Here is a 16,508-nt window from a genome sequence, read left to right on the forward strand (position 1 = left end):
CCACAGATGTGGCGCATTTAGCAGGTGTTCCTATGTTTTTGAAGGAATGATCCTTCAAAACTAAACAAGACAGGGAACGTTCTGTTTATAAGACCCAAGGTCTTATATTCCGTAATATATCCTTAGAAAGGAGGTGATCCAGCCGCACCTTCCGATACGGCTACCTTGTTACGACTTCACCCCAATCATCTGTCCCACCTTCGGCGGCTGGCTCCTAAAAGGTTACCTCACCGACTTCGGGTGTTACAAACTCTCGTGGTGTGACGGGCGGTGTGTACAAGGCCCGGGAACGTATTCACCGCGGCATGCTGATCCGCGATTACTAGCGATTCCAGCTTCACGCAGTCGAGTTGCAGACTGCGATCCGAACTGAGAACAGATTTGTGGGATTGGCTTAACCTCGCGGTTTCGCTGCCCTTTGTTCTGTCCATTGTAGCACGTGTGTAGCCCAGGTCATAAGGGGCATGATGATTTGACGTCATCCCCACCTTCCTCCGGTTTGTCACCGGCAGTCACCTTAGAGTGCCCAACTGAATGCTGGCAACTAAGATCAAGGGTTGCGCTCGTTGCGGGACTTAACCCAACATCTCACGACACGAGCTGACGACAACCATGCACCACCTGTCACTCTGCCCCCGAAGGGGACGTCCTATCTCTAGGATTGTCAGAGGATGTCAAGACCTGGTAAGGTTCTTCGCGTTGCTTCGAATTAAACCACATGCTCCACCGCTTGTGCGGGCCCCCGTCAATTCCTTTGAGTTTCAGTCTTGCGACCGTACTCCCCAGGCGGAGTGCTTAATGCGTTAGCTGCAGCACTAAGGGGCGGAAACCCCCTAACACTTAGCACTCATCGTTTACGGCGTGGACTACCAGGGTATCTAATCCTGTTCGCTCCCCACGCTTTCGCTCCTCAGCGTCAGTTACAGACCAGAGAGTCGCCTTCGCCACTGGTGTTCCTCCACATCTCTACGCATTTCACCGCTACACGTGGAATTCCACTCTCCTCTTCTGCACTCAAGTTCCCCAGTTTCCAATGACCCTCCCCGGTTGAGCCGGGGGCTTTCACATCAGACTTAAGAAACCGCCTGCGAGCCCTTTACGCCCAATAATTCCGGACAACGCTTGCCACCTACGTATTACCGCGGCTGCTGGCACGTAGTTAGCCGTGGCTTTCTGGTTAGGTACCGTCAAGGTACCGCCCTATTCGAACGGTACTTGTTCTTCCCTAACAACAGAGCTTTACGATCCGAAAACCTTCATCACTCACGCGGCGTTGCTCCGTCAGACTTTCGTCCATTGCGGAAGATTCCCTACTGCTGCCTCCCGTAGGAGTCTGGGCCGTGTCTCAGTCCCAGTGTGGCCGATCACCCTCTCAGGTCGGCTACGCATCGTTGCCTTGGTGAGCCGTTACCTCACCAACTAGCTAATGCGCCGCGGGTCCATCTGTAAGTGGTAGCCGAAGCCACCTTTTATGTTTGAACCATGCGGTTCAAACAAGCATCCGGTATTAGCCCCGGTTTCCCGGAGTTATCCCAGTCTTACAGGCAGGTTACCCACGTGTTACTCACCCGTCCGCCGCTAACATCAGGGAGCAAGCTCCCATCTGTCCGCTCGACTTGCATGTATTAGGCACGCCGCCAGCGTTCGTCCTGAGCCAGGATCAAACTCTCCATGAAGTAATGGAGTGCAGATTAAGTTCGTCACATCCTGTGACAACATCTGCATGACCTGCATCGTGCAGGCCCCTGACTACGCACATTGCTGTACGATTTATAAAAAATAATTAACAGGTACGTTTTGTCTTGTTTAGTTTTCAAAGATCATTCTCACTTCTTGTTGAAGCGACTTTATTAATATAACATTTCGACTTTCTTTTGTCAAATGTTTTTTATTTTATTTCTCCGCCGCTGTGAGCTTATTTTTTCAGAAGCGCATCAGCGACGTTTAATAATATACCATGGTCAAGAATCAGAGTCAACACCTTTTTTAAAAGAATATCCCCGGTGATAGACAGCCTGTCCTTTCGTTTCTATCTGGCAGACGTTAATAAGTCCCTTGTCAGTCAGGTAATCAAGTATAACGCCAAGGTCTTGGGTAAAGTGCTTTAAGTCAGGATGCTGAAGAAGCTCACCGAATTGCCAAATGTCTCTTTCTTTCATCACCTCGAAAAGATGTGCCGAACCGATTTCAGATTTAGAATGGATGAGGAAATCATTTGCTAAGAATAATAATTCAAGTCTTTTTTCCAAGCTCTCGTGACTTTCAATCAGCTCGGAATATAATTTGTATACTTGAGGCTCCATCTGGCGCACTTGGCTCCATACCGTGGTTTCCGGATGGAATCCTCTGTCGATTACTTCTATACGCGCTAAATGATGCAGCGCATGAACAACCGCGTTGTAGGCATCTAAAAATTGATTGGCTTCAAAAAAAGCTTTTCCTTCAACATATCTTCTGATTAATTTGCCGTATTCAAGTCCGATCTTCAGTTTGCGTTCGGCAAACGGAAATGTATTCAGCCTGTCAATCAGCTCGGCAATGTATTCATTGCGGTCAAACATGACTTTTCCATTTACAATCCAATCTATGATTCTTCTATTTGTCCCGAGCAAAATCCATTCTTGAATATGAGAATCTGTTACCACATGCAAAGAAGCTGTTTTTTGATCAAATTCATAATGCTTTATAAAAACAGGCTCGTCAGCCTCCTTTACAATCACAAGCAAAGCGGCATCAAAGTTATCTGTTAAGGAAGATGTTTTGTTTCTTCTCTCGATCATAATGACAGCCAATGTGTTGGGATGACTTGCTCTTTCTTGGTAAATTGGACGGAGAAGATTATCCATCACTATTCCTCCAATGCAAATGTTCAATTTTTTTATTTTCTATTTGATTCAATTCTATGGTTAAAACGAAATTCCTTTATTCTAAACACATTGAACTATTATAAACAATTTCACAGTAAGTCTCCATATGTAAATTCCAGTTCAACCGAAAACATGAAGAAAATCCCATTGGGTTTGTGCTATAGTTAAAGTCAGAGGGGGATGGACATGGCGAAATACTCCAGCAAAATTAATAAAATTAGAACATTTGCGTTAAGTTTGGTTTTCGTTGGGTTTGTCATTATGTACATCGGGATCTTTTTCAAGGAGTCCGTTTTGCTTTCTAGTTTGTTTATGATACTAGGGCTTTTATCCATCGGGCTCAGCACGGTTGTTTACTTTTGGGTCGGTATGCTTTCGACCAAAGCGGTCCGCGTCATATGTCCGGGCTGTGAAAAAGAGACAAAGGTTTTGGGAAGAGTAGATATGTGCATGCATTGCAGAGAGCCGCTGACTTTAGATAGGGGCTTAGAAGGAAAAGAATTTGATGAGGCTTATAATAAAAAGAAAATGTCCAAATAAAATAAGCTGACCGTTTCGTACGGTCAGCTTACTCTTAATGGTTTTCTTTTTTTGAACACTCTTGGCAGACGCCGTAAATTTCTAAACGGTGGTGACTTACTTTAAAGCCCGTGACATGTGCAGCAAGCTGCTCCACTTCGTCAAGGCCCGGGTAGTGGAAGTCCACAATTTTGCCGCAGTTTTCACAGATCGCGTGATAGTGATCGGATGTGACAAAATCGAATCTGCTGGAAGCATCACCGTATGTGAGCTCTTTTACCAAACCGGATTCCCGGAACACACGCAAATTGTTATATACCGTCGCTACGCTCATGTTAGGAAACTTCCCTTCCAGAGCTTTATATATATCGTCCGCTGTTGGATGAGCCATAGAGTTAACGAGATATTCCAGAATCGCATGACGTTGAGGAGTAATGCGAACTCCGGTTTCCTTCAACGTTTCTAAGGCTTCTTTTAGTTCATGTGCAGCCATCCGTCATGCACCTCTCTTCTAAAAAAAATTCTTACATTGTAATGTTTATAATTAGTGTAACTCTTTTTACGATAATTTGTCAATTGATATCAGAGTGAAAGTAACCAAATCAGTTTACTTTTCCGACATATCCTTGAGTGTCTGAAGCGCTTCGGCTACATGGTCTTTTACTTTTACCTTTCTCCATTCTTTAACGAGCCGGCCTTCCTTATCAATCAAAAAAGTAGAGCGCTCAATTCCCATATATTCTTTTCCAAAGTTTTTCTTCAGCTTCCAAACATCAAATGCTTCCGCCAGCTTATGTTCGTCATCAACAAGAAGCAGAAATGGAAGGTTATGCTTCTCTTTAAATTTTCCGTGTTTTTCCTGGCTGTCCGGGCTGACGCCGATAATAACAGCATCAAGTTCAGCGAAGCTTTCATGGCTGTCCCGAAAATCACATGCTTCAGTTGTGCATCCCGGTGTCATGTCTTTTGGATAAAAGTAAAGCACGATATACTTCCCTTTATAATCCGATAATATTACTGTTTCCCCATGATCGCCCTTTAACTCAAGATCAGGCGCTTTTTGTCCGATTTCTATAGTCATTGCTTTACCTCCGAATGTTTTTTATTAAGCGTATCCAATTCTTGTCCAGATTACAACCATCGTCCTCTCCATCTTAAGCCCGAATCCGTTGTTCTTATTGGGAAGCATGCTACAATAGAAAGGACGCATGGAGATATAGGAGGTTTTTATTTTTGCATACAAAATCAATTGAACTTCACAACGAGGCATTAACGCACATTGTCGGCGGAGTAAACAGCCCGTCTAGATCATATAAAGCGGTCGGCGGCGGTTCTCCCGTCGCAATGGAGAAAGCAAACGGCGCTTATTTTTGGGATGTTGACGGCAATAAGTACATCGATTATTTAGCGGCGTACGGTCCGATCATCACAGGGCATGCCCACCCGCATATTACAGAAGCGATTAAAAAAGCGGCAGAGAACGGTGTATTATATGGAACACCGACAAAACATGAGGTTACATTTGCAAAAATGCTCAAAGAAGCCATTCCCGCTATGGACAAAGTAAGATTTGTCAATTCAGGAACAGAGGCTGTGATGACAACCATCCGCGTGGCTCGCGCATATACAGGCCGGACAAAAATCATTAAATTTGCAGGCTGTTATCACGGGCATTCGGATCTTGTTCTTGTCGCAGCCGGCTCTGGCCCGTCTACTCTCGGCACGCCAGACTCAGCCGGCGTACCGAAAAGCATCGCAAACGAAGTAATCACAGTTCCATTTAATGATATCGCAAGCTATAAAGCAGCCCTTGATAAATGGGGCAGTGAAATCGCGGCGGTTCTCGTTGAGCCGATTGTCGGCAACTTTGGAATTGTTGAGCCGAAAGAGGGCTTCTTGGAAAAAGTAAATGAATTGACACACGATGCGGGCGCTCTCGTTATTTACGATGAAGTCATCACGGCTTTCCGCTTTATGTATGGCGGCGCGCAGGATCTCTTACAGGTGAAACCGGATTTAACCGCACTCGGAAAAATTATCGGCGGCGGACTTCCAATTGGCGCCTATGGGGGTAAAAAAGAAATTATGGAGCAGGTAGCTCCGCTCGGACCGGCTTATCAGGCTGGAACAATGGCCGGTAATCCCGCTTCCATCCTATCAGGCATCGCTTGTTTGGAAGTGCTCAAAGAGGAAGGCGTGTATGAAAAGCTTGATCATCTTGGCGCTATGCTGGAGGAAGGCATTTTACAGCACGCAGAAACACATGGCATCACGATGACTGTCAACCGGTTAAAGGGTGCACTCACGGTTTATTTCTCTGAGGAGAAAATCGAAAATTACGAGCAGGCTGAACGCAGTGACGGGGAAACATTCGCTACGTTTTTCAAGCTGATGCTGGAACGCGGAATTAATTTAGCACCATCTAAATATGAAGCCTGGTTTATTACAACAGCACACACAGAGCAGGATATTAAAGACACGCTTGCAGCTGTCGAGGATGCTTTTAAACATCTTAAACACTAGGATCACACCCCTTGGACAGGAGCATAAAGCTCCTGTTTTTTCATTCATTCCCACAGCGTGTAAGATTTTGGTCTTTTTCTTGAAAAATAGCTTGAATATTTGTATTGATCCCTGTATATTACTTAATTGTTTAGCAAATAAACTGACCGGGAATTTTAAGGATAGCCCATTTGCTTTGTCACATAATTTATTATAGAAAGGAATGCACGCACAAACCAATGAAACTTGGTGCCCGCATTTTTAAAACCGGGATTGCGATTACACTTGCCCTTTATCTGGCTTCGTGGATCGGGCTTCCCACGCCGATTTTCGCTGGGATTGCAGCGATATTTGCGATTCAGCCGTCGATTTACCGCTCTTTTCTTATTATTATTGATCAGGTTCAGGCCAATATTATCGGAGCTGTGATCGCTACAGTGTTCGGCCTTATTTTTGGACCCAGCCCGATTATGATCGGGTTGACAGCAGTTATTGTCATTACAATCATGCTGAAGCTTAAAATTGAACATACCATTTCAATTGCACTTGTAACAGTTATCGCGATTTTAGAATCCGCCGGTGACGACTTTTTAATGTTCGCGCTGATCAGAACAAGCACAGTCATCTTGGGGGTGCTGTCTTCTTTTATCGTCAACCTTGTGTTTTTGCCTCCTAAATACGAAACAAAGCTGATTCATAATACAGTTGAAAACACAGAGGAAATTATGAAATGGATCAGGCTGAGCATGAGGCAGTCAACAGAGCATTCGATTTTGAAAGAGGATATTGAAAAGCTGAAAGAAAAAATGATCAAGCTTGATCAGACTTATCTTCTATATAAAGAAGAAAGAAGTTACTTTAAGAAAACGACTTATGTGAAATCAAGAAAGCTTGTCCTGTTCAGACAGGCAATTATTACTGGAAACAGAGCGCTTGATACATTGAAGAAGCTGCATCGTCTGGAAAACGACATCTATCATATGCCGGAAGAGTTTCAAGAAACACTGACTGAAGAACTTGATTACCTGCTTTACTGGCATGAACGGATTTTGATGCGGTTTGTCGGAAAAATCAAGCCGCATGATGACGCAGATGAAGAAGGCATTCATTATAAACAGCTTTTAACAAAGTCATTTTTAAAAAATCAGCAGAACACAGATGATGAGCTAATCGATTACAATATGCTCAGTATTATGGCAAGCGCCGTAGAATATCGTGATCAGCTTGAACATTTAGAAACTCTGATCACAAGTTTTCAAACGTATCATCCGAAAGACTGCGAAATAGAGACAGAAGAGTAACCCGGTTGAACAGCCGGGTTTTTAATATACAAAAAAATCTTATACCCTTCGTTGAAAGGATATAAGATTGATGTTCAGCTCAAATTTTGAATGGTAAATAAGTGCTTGTACTGACTGTCATAGTCCATGAGTTCATGATGGGTTCCTGTTTCGGTGATTGTGCCGTTTTCCATAACCACAATCTTATCCGCATGTGTGATAGTCGATAAGCGGTGGGCGACAACAAAGGTTGTTCTGTCCTTTGCCAGTTTGTCCATCGCTTCTTGAATGTAATGCTCACTTTCCAGATCAAGAGCTGATGTCGCTTCATCTAAAATGAGGAGCGGCGGATTTTTCAGAAAAACACGCGCGATTGAGATGCGCTGCTTTTGTCCGCCTGACAGCTTAACGCCTCTTTCTCCCACCCGGGTCTCATACCCTTCTGGAAAACTCATAATAAATTCATGGGCATTGGCAGCTTTAGCGGCTTCGATAATCTCTTCCAGCGTGGCATCAGGTTGGCCGATTGCGATGTTTTCCCGAATCGTTTCGCTGAATAAAAAGGTATCCTGAAGCACCATACCAACCTGGTTGCGAAGGCTTCTCGCTTCATAATCGCGAATATCTGTCCCGTCAATCAGCAGCCTGCCGCTTGTCACGTCATAAAATCTCGGGATTAGGCTGACGAGTGTTGATTTGCCTCCTCCGCTCATGCCAACGAGAGCTACAGTTTCCCCTCTATGTACTTTTAAAGAGACGTCATGTAGAATGTTTTCTTTTTCCTTTTCATATTGAAACGAAACGTTTTGAAATTCCACTTCTCCGCGAATCCGGCCGGCCTTAATGGCATTTGGCTTGTCAGTGAGTTCATAAGGCTCGTCAATAAATTCAAACACCCTGTCCATTGATGCGATTGACTGTGTCAATGTAGTAGAGGAATTAATCAGCCTTCTGACAGGGTTGTACATTCTGTCAATATATCCGACAAACGCGACCATTGTGCCGACTGTCAGCGGCCCATTAATGACAAAATAGCCGGCGCACGCAATTACGATGAGCGGTGCCAAATCTGTAATGGTATTAACGACCGCAAAGGTTTTGGCATTCCAATTCGTGTGGCTGATGGCTTTATTTAAGAAATGGCTGTTTTTCTCATTAAAATTAGCTTGTTCATGATCTTCTATCGCAAAGCTTCTGATGACCGGCATGCCTTGAATGCGCTCGTGCAAATGCCCCTGCACTTGAGCTAGCGCCTGGGAGCGCTCCCTTGTCAGCTTTCTTAAACGGCCGTAAAAATACTTCACTGATATGCCGTATAATGGGAATAATACGATAGAGATCAGCGTTAATTTAATATCCAGGGTCAGCATGATGGAGATCACAATCAAAATCGTCAGCATATCAAGCCATATATTCATCAGACCTGTGATGACAAAATCCTTTGTTTGTTCCACATCATTGATCACCCGGGAAATGACTTCCCCTGTTCTTGTATTCGCATAAAAACGAAGGCTCAGTTTCTGTATATGGTCAAACAGCTTGGCTCTTATATCGTAGAGCACCTTGCTGGCTGTCCACTGGGCAAAATATTGCCTATAGTATTCAACTGGCGGACGCAAAATTAAAAATAAGGCGAACATAATCGCCATAATGGTCAACAATGACGTTGTTTTGTCACTTGCTGTGCCGCCTCCTTGAATAATATCGTCAACTACGTACTTCAAAAGCAATGGGAGAGCAAGCGGAATGGAGAATTTTACGATTCCGATTAACACTGTAACGAAAATTTGCTTCTTATAAGGCTTGACGAACTGCATGTAGCGTTTCATAACCCCCACGTTGATTCCCCCTCTCTCTTTACCACGATGTGTGTGAGCCCATGTGAAAAACCTGTTGTACCCCGCAACAGGTTTTTACGTAACTTTATTTTGTATAGCGCAAATACCGTTCATACCACATATCGACAAACTCGGGAGCAAACGGTCCCTGACGCTGGTGAATCCAATGGAGCAACGTGTTTAGGTATTCTCTTAAAATACTGTCGATTTCTTTTGGATAATTCATGGCTTTCCGATGATCATCATATTCGTCTTCATCGAGAATATTGTAGGTCATGTCAGGAAAAACCTTAACATCTAAGTCATAATCAATATATTTAATTGCTTCGCCATCGTAGGCAAATGGAGAACTGATATTACAATAGTAATGAACTCCGTCTTCCCTCAGCATCCCGATGACATTAAACCATTGTCTTGCGTGAAAATAACAGATTGCGGGCTCTCTGGTTATCCATGTCCGGCCGTCTGATTCGGTAACCATCGTCCGGTCATTGGCTCCAATGACACACATTTCTGTACTTTTTAAGATTGTCGTCTCATTCCAAATTCTATGAATCAGCCCGTTATGCTTATAGCTGTGAATTTGAATGGTTTCTCCTTCCTTGGGATAGCCCATATTTCTCCCCTACTTTCTATAAAGCCCTACAGTTAGTATGTCCAAATTTTGCTTGCCGACAACGTCTTTTACCTATTATAACGTTACAAATTGAAAAATGAAAATAAAAGAGCCATTCCGGCCGGGGAATGGCACATTCCTGCTCTACACAAAGGAAGACGGCTTTTCTGAGCTGCGATATGAACGAATCACCTGCTCTGTCTGTTTTTGAAACATATCCTTTATATCGGCAAGGTGTTTCCGTTTTACCGCAATTTCATTCTGAATACCGCGCAGCCTTGCATCCCTTTCCAAATGCCGGAGTTCTGCTTCAATTTGTTTGCAACGGTCGAGCTCTGATTGGAGCTCGAGAAGCTTGTCCATCGTTTTCATCTGTTCACTTACGAGCTTTTCAAATTCCGTCATCGGTTCCTCCTTCAGCTTGGCGAAAGTCTAAACGTTTCCTCCTTTCATTATTTCGATCTTATGAAAGCAAACCCTTTGACTCATTCTGTAGACCTTGCACAAGTTTTGTCGTTTTACAAACAGAAAAAAGCACTTTCACCCGAAGATGAAGTGCTTTTTTCTGTTTCAGTGATTAGCTGTTTTGTTGTTTGTTTTGTTCAGCAGATTGGTTTTGTTGTCTTACCTGCTGTACGTTTGTTTCGCTAGCGAATTCAGTGCCGAATTGACCTTGTTGGCCAGCAGCTGATTGCTGGTTTTGTTTTCTGACTTGCTGAGCGTTTGTTTCGCTAGCAAATTCAGTGCCGAATTGGCCTTGACCAGCAGCTGATTGTTGGTTTTGTTTTTTGACTTGTTGTGCGTTTGTTTTGCTGAAATTTTGGTTTGCCATTGTTATCACCTCCACGGTCATTAGAATGTGCAGGTGACGGCATGGCTATTCCTCTTTTTTAAAATTTTTAAACGAGCAGCGAGCGTCCGCCATCGATGATAATGGTCTGTCCGCGAATCATGTCAGCCTTAGATGACACTAAAAATTCGACAGTATCAACCATGTCTTTAATCTCAACCATGCGTCCTGCCGGCGTGTTTTGACGTGCATCCTCGAGCAGGTCTTCTCTATTGGGGAAGTGTTTGAGCGCGTCTGTGTCAATCGCTCCGCCCGATACGGCATTGACGATAATTTGTTTTGGAGAAAGCTCAACCGCGAGATAACGGGTTAACGCTTCTAATGCCGCTTTAGATACCCCAACTGTGGTGTAGTTTTCCAGGTAGCGGATAGAACCTAGTGAACTGATGCTGACGATATGCCCGCCCCCGTTCTTTTCCATTAGCTTGGCCGCTTCCTGAGCGCAGAAAAGCAATGCCTTCGCATTAATGTTCATCGTCCAATCCCAGTGTGTTTCTTCTAATTCCATGACAGGTCGCAGGACGCCTGAAGCGGCATTATTAACAAAAACATCAAGTCTGCCGAACGTTTCTTCAATTTGCTGAAACATTTCTTTGATTTTTGCCTGCTGTCCTACGTTTGCTTTTACGACAAGCACTTTGACACCAAGCTTTTCGATTTCTTCCGCTGTTTCCAAAGCGGCTTTTTTGCTGCGTGCATAGTTAATGACGATGTTATAACCGTTCTCAGCGAGCCTGATCGCTGCCGCTTTTCCGACACCTCGGCTGCTTCCTGTTACGAGTGCGCATTTATTTTGTTCCATTTTTTCCTCATCTCCTTGTAGCGTATAGTTCTCTTATTTCCACAAACAATAATGGCAAGAACGTAAAGGGGGTCTTCTGTTATGTATGTCGGACGTGATATGAGCGAATTAAACATGGTTTCCCAAAAAGATTGGAAGAACAGTGAACTCGCCTATTTTCATCATGCCTTTCAGCAAATTATGCCTTATTTAAACGAAGAAGGCCAATCAAAATACCGGGAATTAGCGCAAGAAATTGAAGCGCGCGGCGGGATGAAACGAAATGAAGCGGACTACACCCACGGCACGCGCGTCACTTACGATTAAGAACGTTTACGGAGCAGCCGTGTATTCGGCTGCTTCCACTGCCATCTTCCAGATTTTTTGATGTGACACCGGGAACGCAAATTGTTCGAGCTCTTCTTTCGTTACTTTTTTCAGCTCTGCGGTATCCGACACTTGTTTTACTTTACCGAAAAACACAGAAATATTCCATACCAGGTGGGTGAAAACGTGCTCGACTACACCTTGCAGATCACTGATGTCAGCTTGTACCCCACATTCGTTTTCTAAAAATGCAGTGAGCTGTTCACGCTCGGTTTTGATTCCTTTTTGTGTTTCAAGATTAGGGAATTCCCACAGGTTGGCGAGCAAACCTTTTGACGGGCGTTTGTGTATATACACTTGTCCGTCTTCATCAGTCAGAACGATCGCGGCCATTGATTTGACCCCTGGCTTTTTCTTTTTGCTTTTTACCGGAAGCTCCCGTTCAGTGCCTTCTTCAAATGCTGAGCAATGCTGCTGAACCGGGCATAGCAGGCATGAAGGTGATTTCGGCGTACAGATCAAGGCTCCCAGCTCCATTAGGCCTTGATTAAATTCAGATGGTTTTTCTTTTGAAATAAATGCACGAACTGCATCTTCAAAGATCGTCCTTGTTTTTGGTTTGGCTATGTCATCCCAAATGGAAAGAATTCTGGACATGACACGCATCACATTTCCGTCAACCGCAGGGACGGGTTTATTGTAGGCGATGCTGAGCACAGCTCCCTTTGTATAAGGGCCGACGCCTTTTAAGCCGCCAAAATCTTTCTCGTCTGGAGGAACAATGCCCCCGTATTCCTGTTTGACTTCTTTTACCGCGCTTTGCAGATTTCGGACTCGCGAATAATAGCCGAGCCCCTCCCATGCTTTCAGCACTTTTTCTTCATCAGCATCAGCGAGAGCTTCCACTGTCGGGAATTGTTCCACAAACCGCAGAAAATAAGGAATCACTGTATCTACTCTTGTTTGCTGCAGCATCACTTCAGATACCCACACTTTATATGGATCTTGGTCCTCTCTCCACGGCAGAATGCGCTGCTCTCGTTCGAACCATGAGATTAAATCATCGCGAAATTGCTGTATGTCTTTTTGTTTTAATTTGTCTTCAAGTACGTTCATATGTGTTTCTCCCCAGTCTTTCGCGCCCCGCTTTTCTTTAGACTGTTTTTTGTTGTACACTAAGGGCACAGTACGATAATATGTTACATTAAATAGAAGTAAAGAAAAAGCGGAAACATATGAGAACGATTAAATCGGTTGAAAAATTGGGTATATGAAAATGGGGAATATCTTATAAAGTCAATGTGCAGGACAATCCTGCAAGGAGGTCACCTATGGATACGGGCACACATGTCGTCATGGGCATCGCACTTGGCGGTATTGCGACGCTTGACCCTGTTGTCGGATCAGATCCGGCAATGGCTCACGCTGTTATGATCGCAACGCTTGCGGGCTCTCAGGCTCCGGATATTGATACTGTGTTAAAGCTTAAAAATAATGCTGTTTATATAAGAAATCACAGAGGATTTACCCATTCAATTCCCGCTGTTTTGTTTTGGTCTGTGATCATCCCGGTCATTCTGTATTTATTTTATCCGCAGGGCGATTTTCTGCATCTGTGGCTGTGGACGCTGCTGGCAGTCGTTCTGCATGTTTTTGTTGATATTTTTAACGCATACGGAACACAAGCCATACGTCCGTTTTCGAAAAAGTGGGTTGCGCTCGGGCTGATTAATACATTTGATCCGTTTATTTTTATCAGCCATCTGGCGGCTATTGCGATATGGTACGCGGGCGGCAGTCCCGGCATCACGTTTCTCAGCTTATATATCATATTGGCAGGTTATTATATGGTGCGCCTGATCATGCAGCTGAGAATTAAACGGAAGCTTCATGGGATGATTCATGATGAAATCGAAAGCATCATTATTTCTCCGACGATGAAATTCAGGCAATGGCGGATCGCAGTTACGACAGCCCATGCTTTCTATGTGGGAAGAAGCATGGAAGGGCATGTCGTGATTCTGGATACGTTTAATCGGGTGCCTGTTCCTGAAACCGAAGTGATGCATGCGGCAAAGCAGGATGATAACATTGCGGCGTTTCTGTCATTTTCTCCTGTTTACCGATGGGAAGTGGATACGTTTAAAGATCATTATGAGGTGAGATTTATTGACCTGCGTTACCGAAGCAAAGGCCATTATCCGTTTGTGGCCATCGTGCATATCGGCCATGATCTCAAGATTCGCTCATCCTATACGGGATGGATATTCAGCGAAGAAAAGCTCCAGAAAAAATTAAAGCTCGGCTCTATTTAGAGCCGGGCTTTTTTCGTCTTATATATAAAACAGCAAGCAGCAGACTGACGAGAGATATGAGCGCCGATCGTTTAAAGTATGGCGGATAGTAGGCCAGCTCAATGTGATTGTCTCCCTTTTGCGCCTTAAAGCCTATGAAAGCATAGTCCGCTTTTTCGATCGTCTGTGGTTTCCCGTTAATCTTCAGCTCCCAGCCTTTTTCATAAGGGATGGGAAGCATGATGTACTTGTCTTTTGACAAATGATAGGCAAACATCAGTTTGTTTTTATCCCATTTCAGATTGTCTGCTTCTTCTGTTTTATTTTTCCGAACAGCGCTTTTCAGTATTTGATAATTTTCTTCATAGAGCGCTATGTTTCTCAGTTCATATAATCCTTTCGGAAGCTTGATCGAGATATGCCCAGATTTAGGCACTCTGACCGTGATCTCATTTACTCCGGTTTTATAAATCGATTGGTTCGATTTCCTTGTTGTGGCATAATCATTGACTCTTAACGTAAATCCTTTGTCTTTTGCTTTGCTTTTTAAATAAAAGCTGACATAGTAGTCTCCCGGAGAGGATGGCGCCTCTTGCGGGGTTATGATCAGTTCTCCTCCGTTTTCTCCAGACACAGTGAGCAGTCCGTTTTGATACTGGGCATGCTTTGCGGTGATGTCCGACTTGTGAATTAGATTGGCCAGTTTTGGTGCCTGCTCCGTTTTCTCCGCTGGATCTGCTACTACAATTCCTTGCAGCATCGCCTGTTCTTTCGCAAGAGCGGGCAATTTGTCCAGCTCGGTTTCGCTGTATATGGCATCGGCTGTTTTGACAAAAGGAAGCATGTATTGATTTTCATAAACCGCATAATGCTCTGATTCCAAGTGCTTTTTGAAGCCGTACGGGACATTGGCTTCGTTTGTTTTTTCCGTCATGTAATATTTTCCGTAAAGCAGGCTGTATAAATTCGCCCTGTCTCCCAATGACGCATAACGGCTGACGCTTTCCCTCCCCATATCGATGCTCAAATCATTCCAATAAAAGGTCAGCAGATCTTTGTTTAAAATGCTGGAATAGGCGCTGAAGCCATTAAACCCGTAAATGATTGGCGTGTTATTACGGACCCCATTCATCCAGTCGATTCTCATGAGCGGATCATCGTCTTCCTTCTGTAAACGCTTGATGAGCTCAGAAGATTCTTCCCCTCTGTACTCCTCACCCGTGAGATATGCTCTTGTCACTCTGTCCAGACCGCCGCCTTCTGAGAGTGCGTATTTTTGATAGGTGTTGGCGACGAGCAGCGAGGAAAGAATGACCACACCGTACACAGCTACCGTTGCCTGTTTTTTCGCAATGGCTGAAGTAAACAAGGCAGCGATTGTCAGGAATAATAGTAATAGAATCCATTCATTCGCAGGCTTCCATATATCAATCTTATCCCTTTGGATATGATATAAGTACAAAAGCAGGACAACGGACGCAGCCGGGAGCAGTTCTTTCCATTTCAGTTCCGACAGCTGTGTCAGGCCCGCCGCAGCGGCTCCCGCGATGGTAAAGGCCAGAACATATTCAAACCGGTTTTGCGGGGCGGAAAAGCCGTTAAATGCGCTTGCCGCATACGGGCTGAAATGAAACAGAATAAACAGCAGGCTCAATCCGGCAAAAAGACGAAACACGCGGTTTTTGTAAAAAGAAACAATAAATAAAAACAGCAGAAAGGCAGCCGGCAAAATGATGATCCGGCTCGAAAATAAGATATTATCATCGAAATTAAGCCACTCTATGTTCTGGCTGTACGGAGGGCGCAGGTTGTTTAAATACCCGTATACCACCGGCATAAACGCCGCCGCACTAATACCAAAAGAAATCAGGCCTGAAACGACAAACATTCTGCATTGAATCCACCTTTTCTCTTCATGCTTTTCCAGCCGGATGAGCCATCTGAACAGCACGTAAATTCCGATGAATATCAAGTTTATGTATGCAAAGTAAAAATTGTTGATTAACGTCAGCGAAGACGCAATGATAAACCATGCCGGACGCCGTTCCCTAATGACTTTTTCCGCTCCGAGCACTAACAGCGGAAGCCAGATCATTGTATCGGTAAAAAATTCCCAATACGCTTCGTGTCGGAAATAAATGATTGAGGTACCATATAATACGGCCCCCGTAAACGACGCCGCTCTGTGTTTGAGAAGATAGTGAAAAACAGAAGCGGCCGTAAAGATGATCAGGCTCAGTTTAAAAATACTGATAAAAACAGCTGATTCCGCCCAAAAAAGCGTATCCGCTTCTCCGATCAGCTGGACGGCTTGAAGCAGCCAAACGACGGCGGACGACGCAAGAAAAAGAAAGGAAGCAGAAAAATAATAGCCAAGCTGACTGAACGTGCCGCCGCCGAGTCCGAATGAATAATTATAAAAAAAATTCCCATGTGTATATTGTTCAAATAATATTTTTTTAAATACGATCATTTGCGCAAGCCCGTCACCAGGACCTGTCATATATCTGCCTTCCGTCCATTCTTTCACAAAAAAAGCGTGTGCCAGAACGGAAACCAGCAGACTGGCCGCATAGATCATGACATATTTTCTTTTCATATGAATTCTCCAGTCTTGCTTTTGAGATGGTAAAC

15 protein-coding genes and 1 rRNA gene are annotated in these 16,508 nt (G+C 44.2%); 5 read left to right on the forward strand and 11 right to left on the reverse strand.

The window, feature by feature from the left end; all coding sequences use genetic code 11:
- Positions 1-126: 126 nt before the first annotated feature.
- Both ACMX2I_RS17330 and ACMX2I_RS17335 read right to left on the reverse strand, forming a co-directional pair.
- Positions 127-1,676: ribosomal RNA gene (locus ACMX2I_RS17330) — 16S ribosomal RNA — on the reverse strand.
- A gap of 285 nt (positions 1,677-1,961) precedes the next feature.
- Complete coding sequence (locus tag ACMX2I_RS17335; protein ID WP_414957643.1) at positions 1,962-2,846, reverse strand: nucleotidyltransferase-like protein; 885 nt, start codon at positions 2,844-2,846, stop codon at positions 1,962-1,964.
- 207 nt (positions 2,847-3,053) lie between these two features.
- Here ACMX2I_RS17335 and ACMX2I_RS17340 point away from each other — a divergent pair, with 207 nt between their 5' ends.
- Positions 3,054-3,407, forward strand: coding sequence for a YgzB family protein (locus tag ACMX2I_RS17340; protein WP_414957645.1), 354 nt, complete (start codon positions 3,054-3,056; stop codon positions 3,405-3,407).
- Between the two features lie 34 nt (positions 3,408-3,441).
- Here the strand turns inward: ACMX2I_RS17340 and perR are convergent, their stop codons facing one another.
- Both perR and bcp read right to left on the reverse strand, forming a co-directional pair.
- A complete protein-coding gene (perR, locus tag ACMX2I_RS17345; protein WP_003223285.1) occupies positions 3,442-3,879 on the reverse strand; it encodes a peroxide-responsive transcriptional repressor PerR in 438 nt (145 codons plus the stop codon).
- Positions 3,880-3,993: 114 nt separating this feature from the next.
- Positions 3,994-4,467: a thioredoxin-dependent thiol peroxidase gene (bcp, locus tag ACMX2I_RS17350; RefSeq protein ID WP_414957651.1), complete on the reverse strand. Its 474-nt coding sequence runs from the start codon at positions 4,465-4,467 to the stop codon at positions 3,994-3,996.
- Positions 4,468-4,619: 152 nt separating this feature from the next.
- Between bcp and ACMX2I_RS17355 the strand changes: the two genes are divergently transcribed.
- Both ACMX2I_RS17355 and ACMX2I_RS17360 read left to right on the forward strand, forming a co-directional pair.
- Positions 4,620-5,909 carry a glutamate-1-semialdehyde 2,1-aminomutase gene (locus ACMX2I_RS17355; RefSeq protein WP_414957652.1) on the forward strand — a complete coding sequence of 430 codons (1,290 nt, stop codon included), beginning with the start codon at positions 4,620-4,622 and terminating at the stop codon, positions 5,907-5,909.
- A gap of 218 nt (positions 5,910-6,127) precedes the next feature.
- Positions 6,128-7,189, forward strand: a complete 1,062-nt coding sequence (locus tag ACMX2I_RS17360) for an aromatic acid exporter family protein (protein ID WP_414957654.1) — start codon at positions 6,128-6,130, stop codon at positions 7,187-7,189.
- Between the two features lie 74 nt (positions 7,190-7,263).
- On the opposite strand, the gene ACMX2I_RS17365 is transcribed toward ACMX2I_RS17360, so the two are convergent.
- From ACMX2I_RS17365 to fabL, 5 genes are all read right to left on the reverse strand, one after another.
- Positions 7,264-9,006, reverse strand: coding sequence for an ABC transporter ATP-binding protein (locus tag ACMX2I_RS17365; RefSeq protein WP_414957655.1), 1,743 nt, complete (start codon positions 9,004-9,006; stop codon positions 7,264-7,266).
- An 85-nt stretch (positions 9,007-9,091) separates the two neighbouring features.
- The gene (locus ACMX2I_RS17370) at positions 9,092-9,622 is read right to left on the reverse strand and encodes a DUF402 domain-containing protein (RefSeq protein ID WP_289346740.1); all 531 of its coding nucleotides are present in this window, start codon (positions 9,620-9,622) and stop codon (positions 9,092-9,094) included.
- A 144-nt stretch (positions 9,623-9,766) separates the two neighbouring features.
- A complete protein-coding gene (locus ACMX2I_RS17375) occupies positions 9,767-10,027 on the reverse strand; it encodes a YgaB family protein (RefSeq protein WP_087992627.1) in 261 nt (86 codons plus the stop codon).
- 172 nt (positions 10,028-10,199) lie between these two features.
- The gene (locus ACMX2I_RS17380; RefSeq protein WP_148963673.1) at positions 10,200-10,454 is read right to left on the reverse strand and encodes a gamma-type small acid-soluble spore protein; all 255 of its coding nucleotides are present in this window, start codon (positions 10,452-10,454) and stop codon (positions 10,200-10,202) included.
- A gap of 67 nt (positions 10,455-10,521) precedes the next feature.
- Positions 10,522-11,274 carry an enoyl-[acyl-carrier-protein] reductase FabL gene (gene fabL, locus ACMX2I_RS17385; protein ID WP_087992625.1) on the reverse strand — a complete coding sequence of 251 codons (753 nt, stop codon included), beginning with the start codon at positions 11,272-11,274 and terminating at the stop codon, positions 10,522-10,524.
- A gap of 81 nt (positions 11,275-11,355) precedes the next feature.
- Here fabL and ACMX2I_RS17390 point away from each other — a divergent pair, with 81 nt between their 5' ends.
- Complete coding sequence (locus tag ACMX2I_RS17390) at positions 11,356-11,580, forward strand: hypothetical protein (protein ID WP_087992624.1); 225 nt, start codon at positions 11,356-11,358, stop codon at positions 11,578-11,580.
- Positions 11,581-11,586: 6 nt separating this feature from the next.
- Here ACMX2I_RS17390 and mutY read toward each other — a convergent pair whose 3' ends face one another.
- Positions 11,587-12,696, reverse strand: a complete 1,110-nt coding sequence (mutY, locus tag ACMX2I_RS17395; protein ID WP_414957659.1) for an A/G-specific adenine glycosylase — start codon at positions 12,694-12,696, stop codon at positions 11,587-11,589.
- Positions 12,697-12,911: 215 nt separating this feature from the next.
- On the opposite strand from mutY, the gene ACMX2I_RS17400 reads away from it, so the two are divergent.
- Positions 12,912-13,895 (forward strand): metal-dependent hydrolase, encoded by a 984-nt coding sequence (locus tag ACMX2I_RS17400; protein ID WP_414957660.1) that lies wholly within the window; start codon positions 12,912-12,914, stop codon positions 13,893-13,895.
- On the opposite strand, the gene ACMX2I_RS17405 is transcribed toward ACMX2I_RS17400, so the two are convergent.
- A complete protein-coding gene (locus tag ACMX2I_RS17405) occupies positions 13,888-16,473 on the reverse strand; it encodes a YfhO family protein (RefSeq protein WP_414957662.1) in 2,586 nt (861 codons plus the stop codon). The genes ACMX2I_RS17400 and ACMX2I_RS17405 overlap by 8 nt on opposite strands.
- Positions 16,474-16,508: the final 35 nt, after the last annotated feature.

This window comes from Bacillus sp. SW14, assembly GCF_047608225.1.
Classification (GTDB): Bacteria; Bacillota; Bacilli; order Bacillales; family Bacillaceae; genus Bacillus; species Bacillus subtilis_G.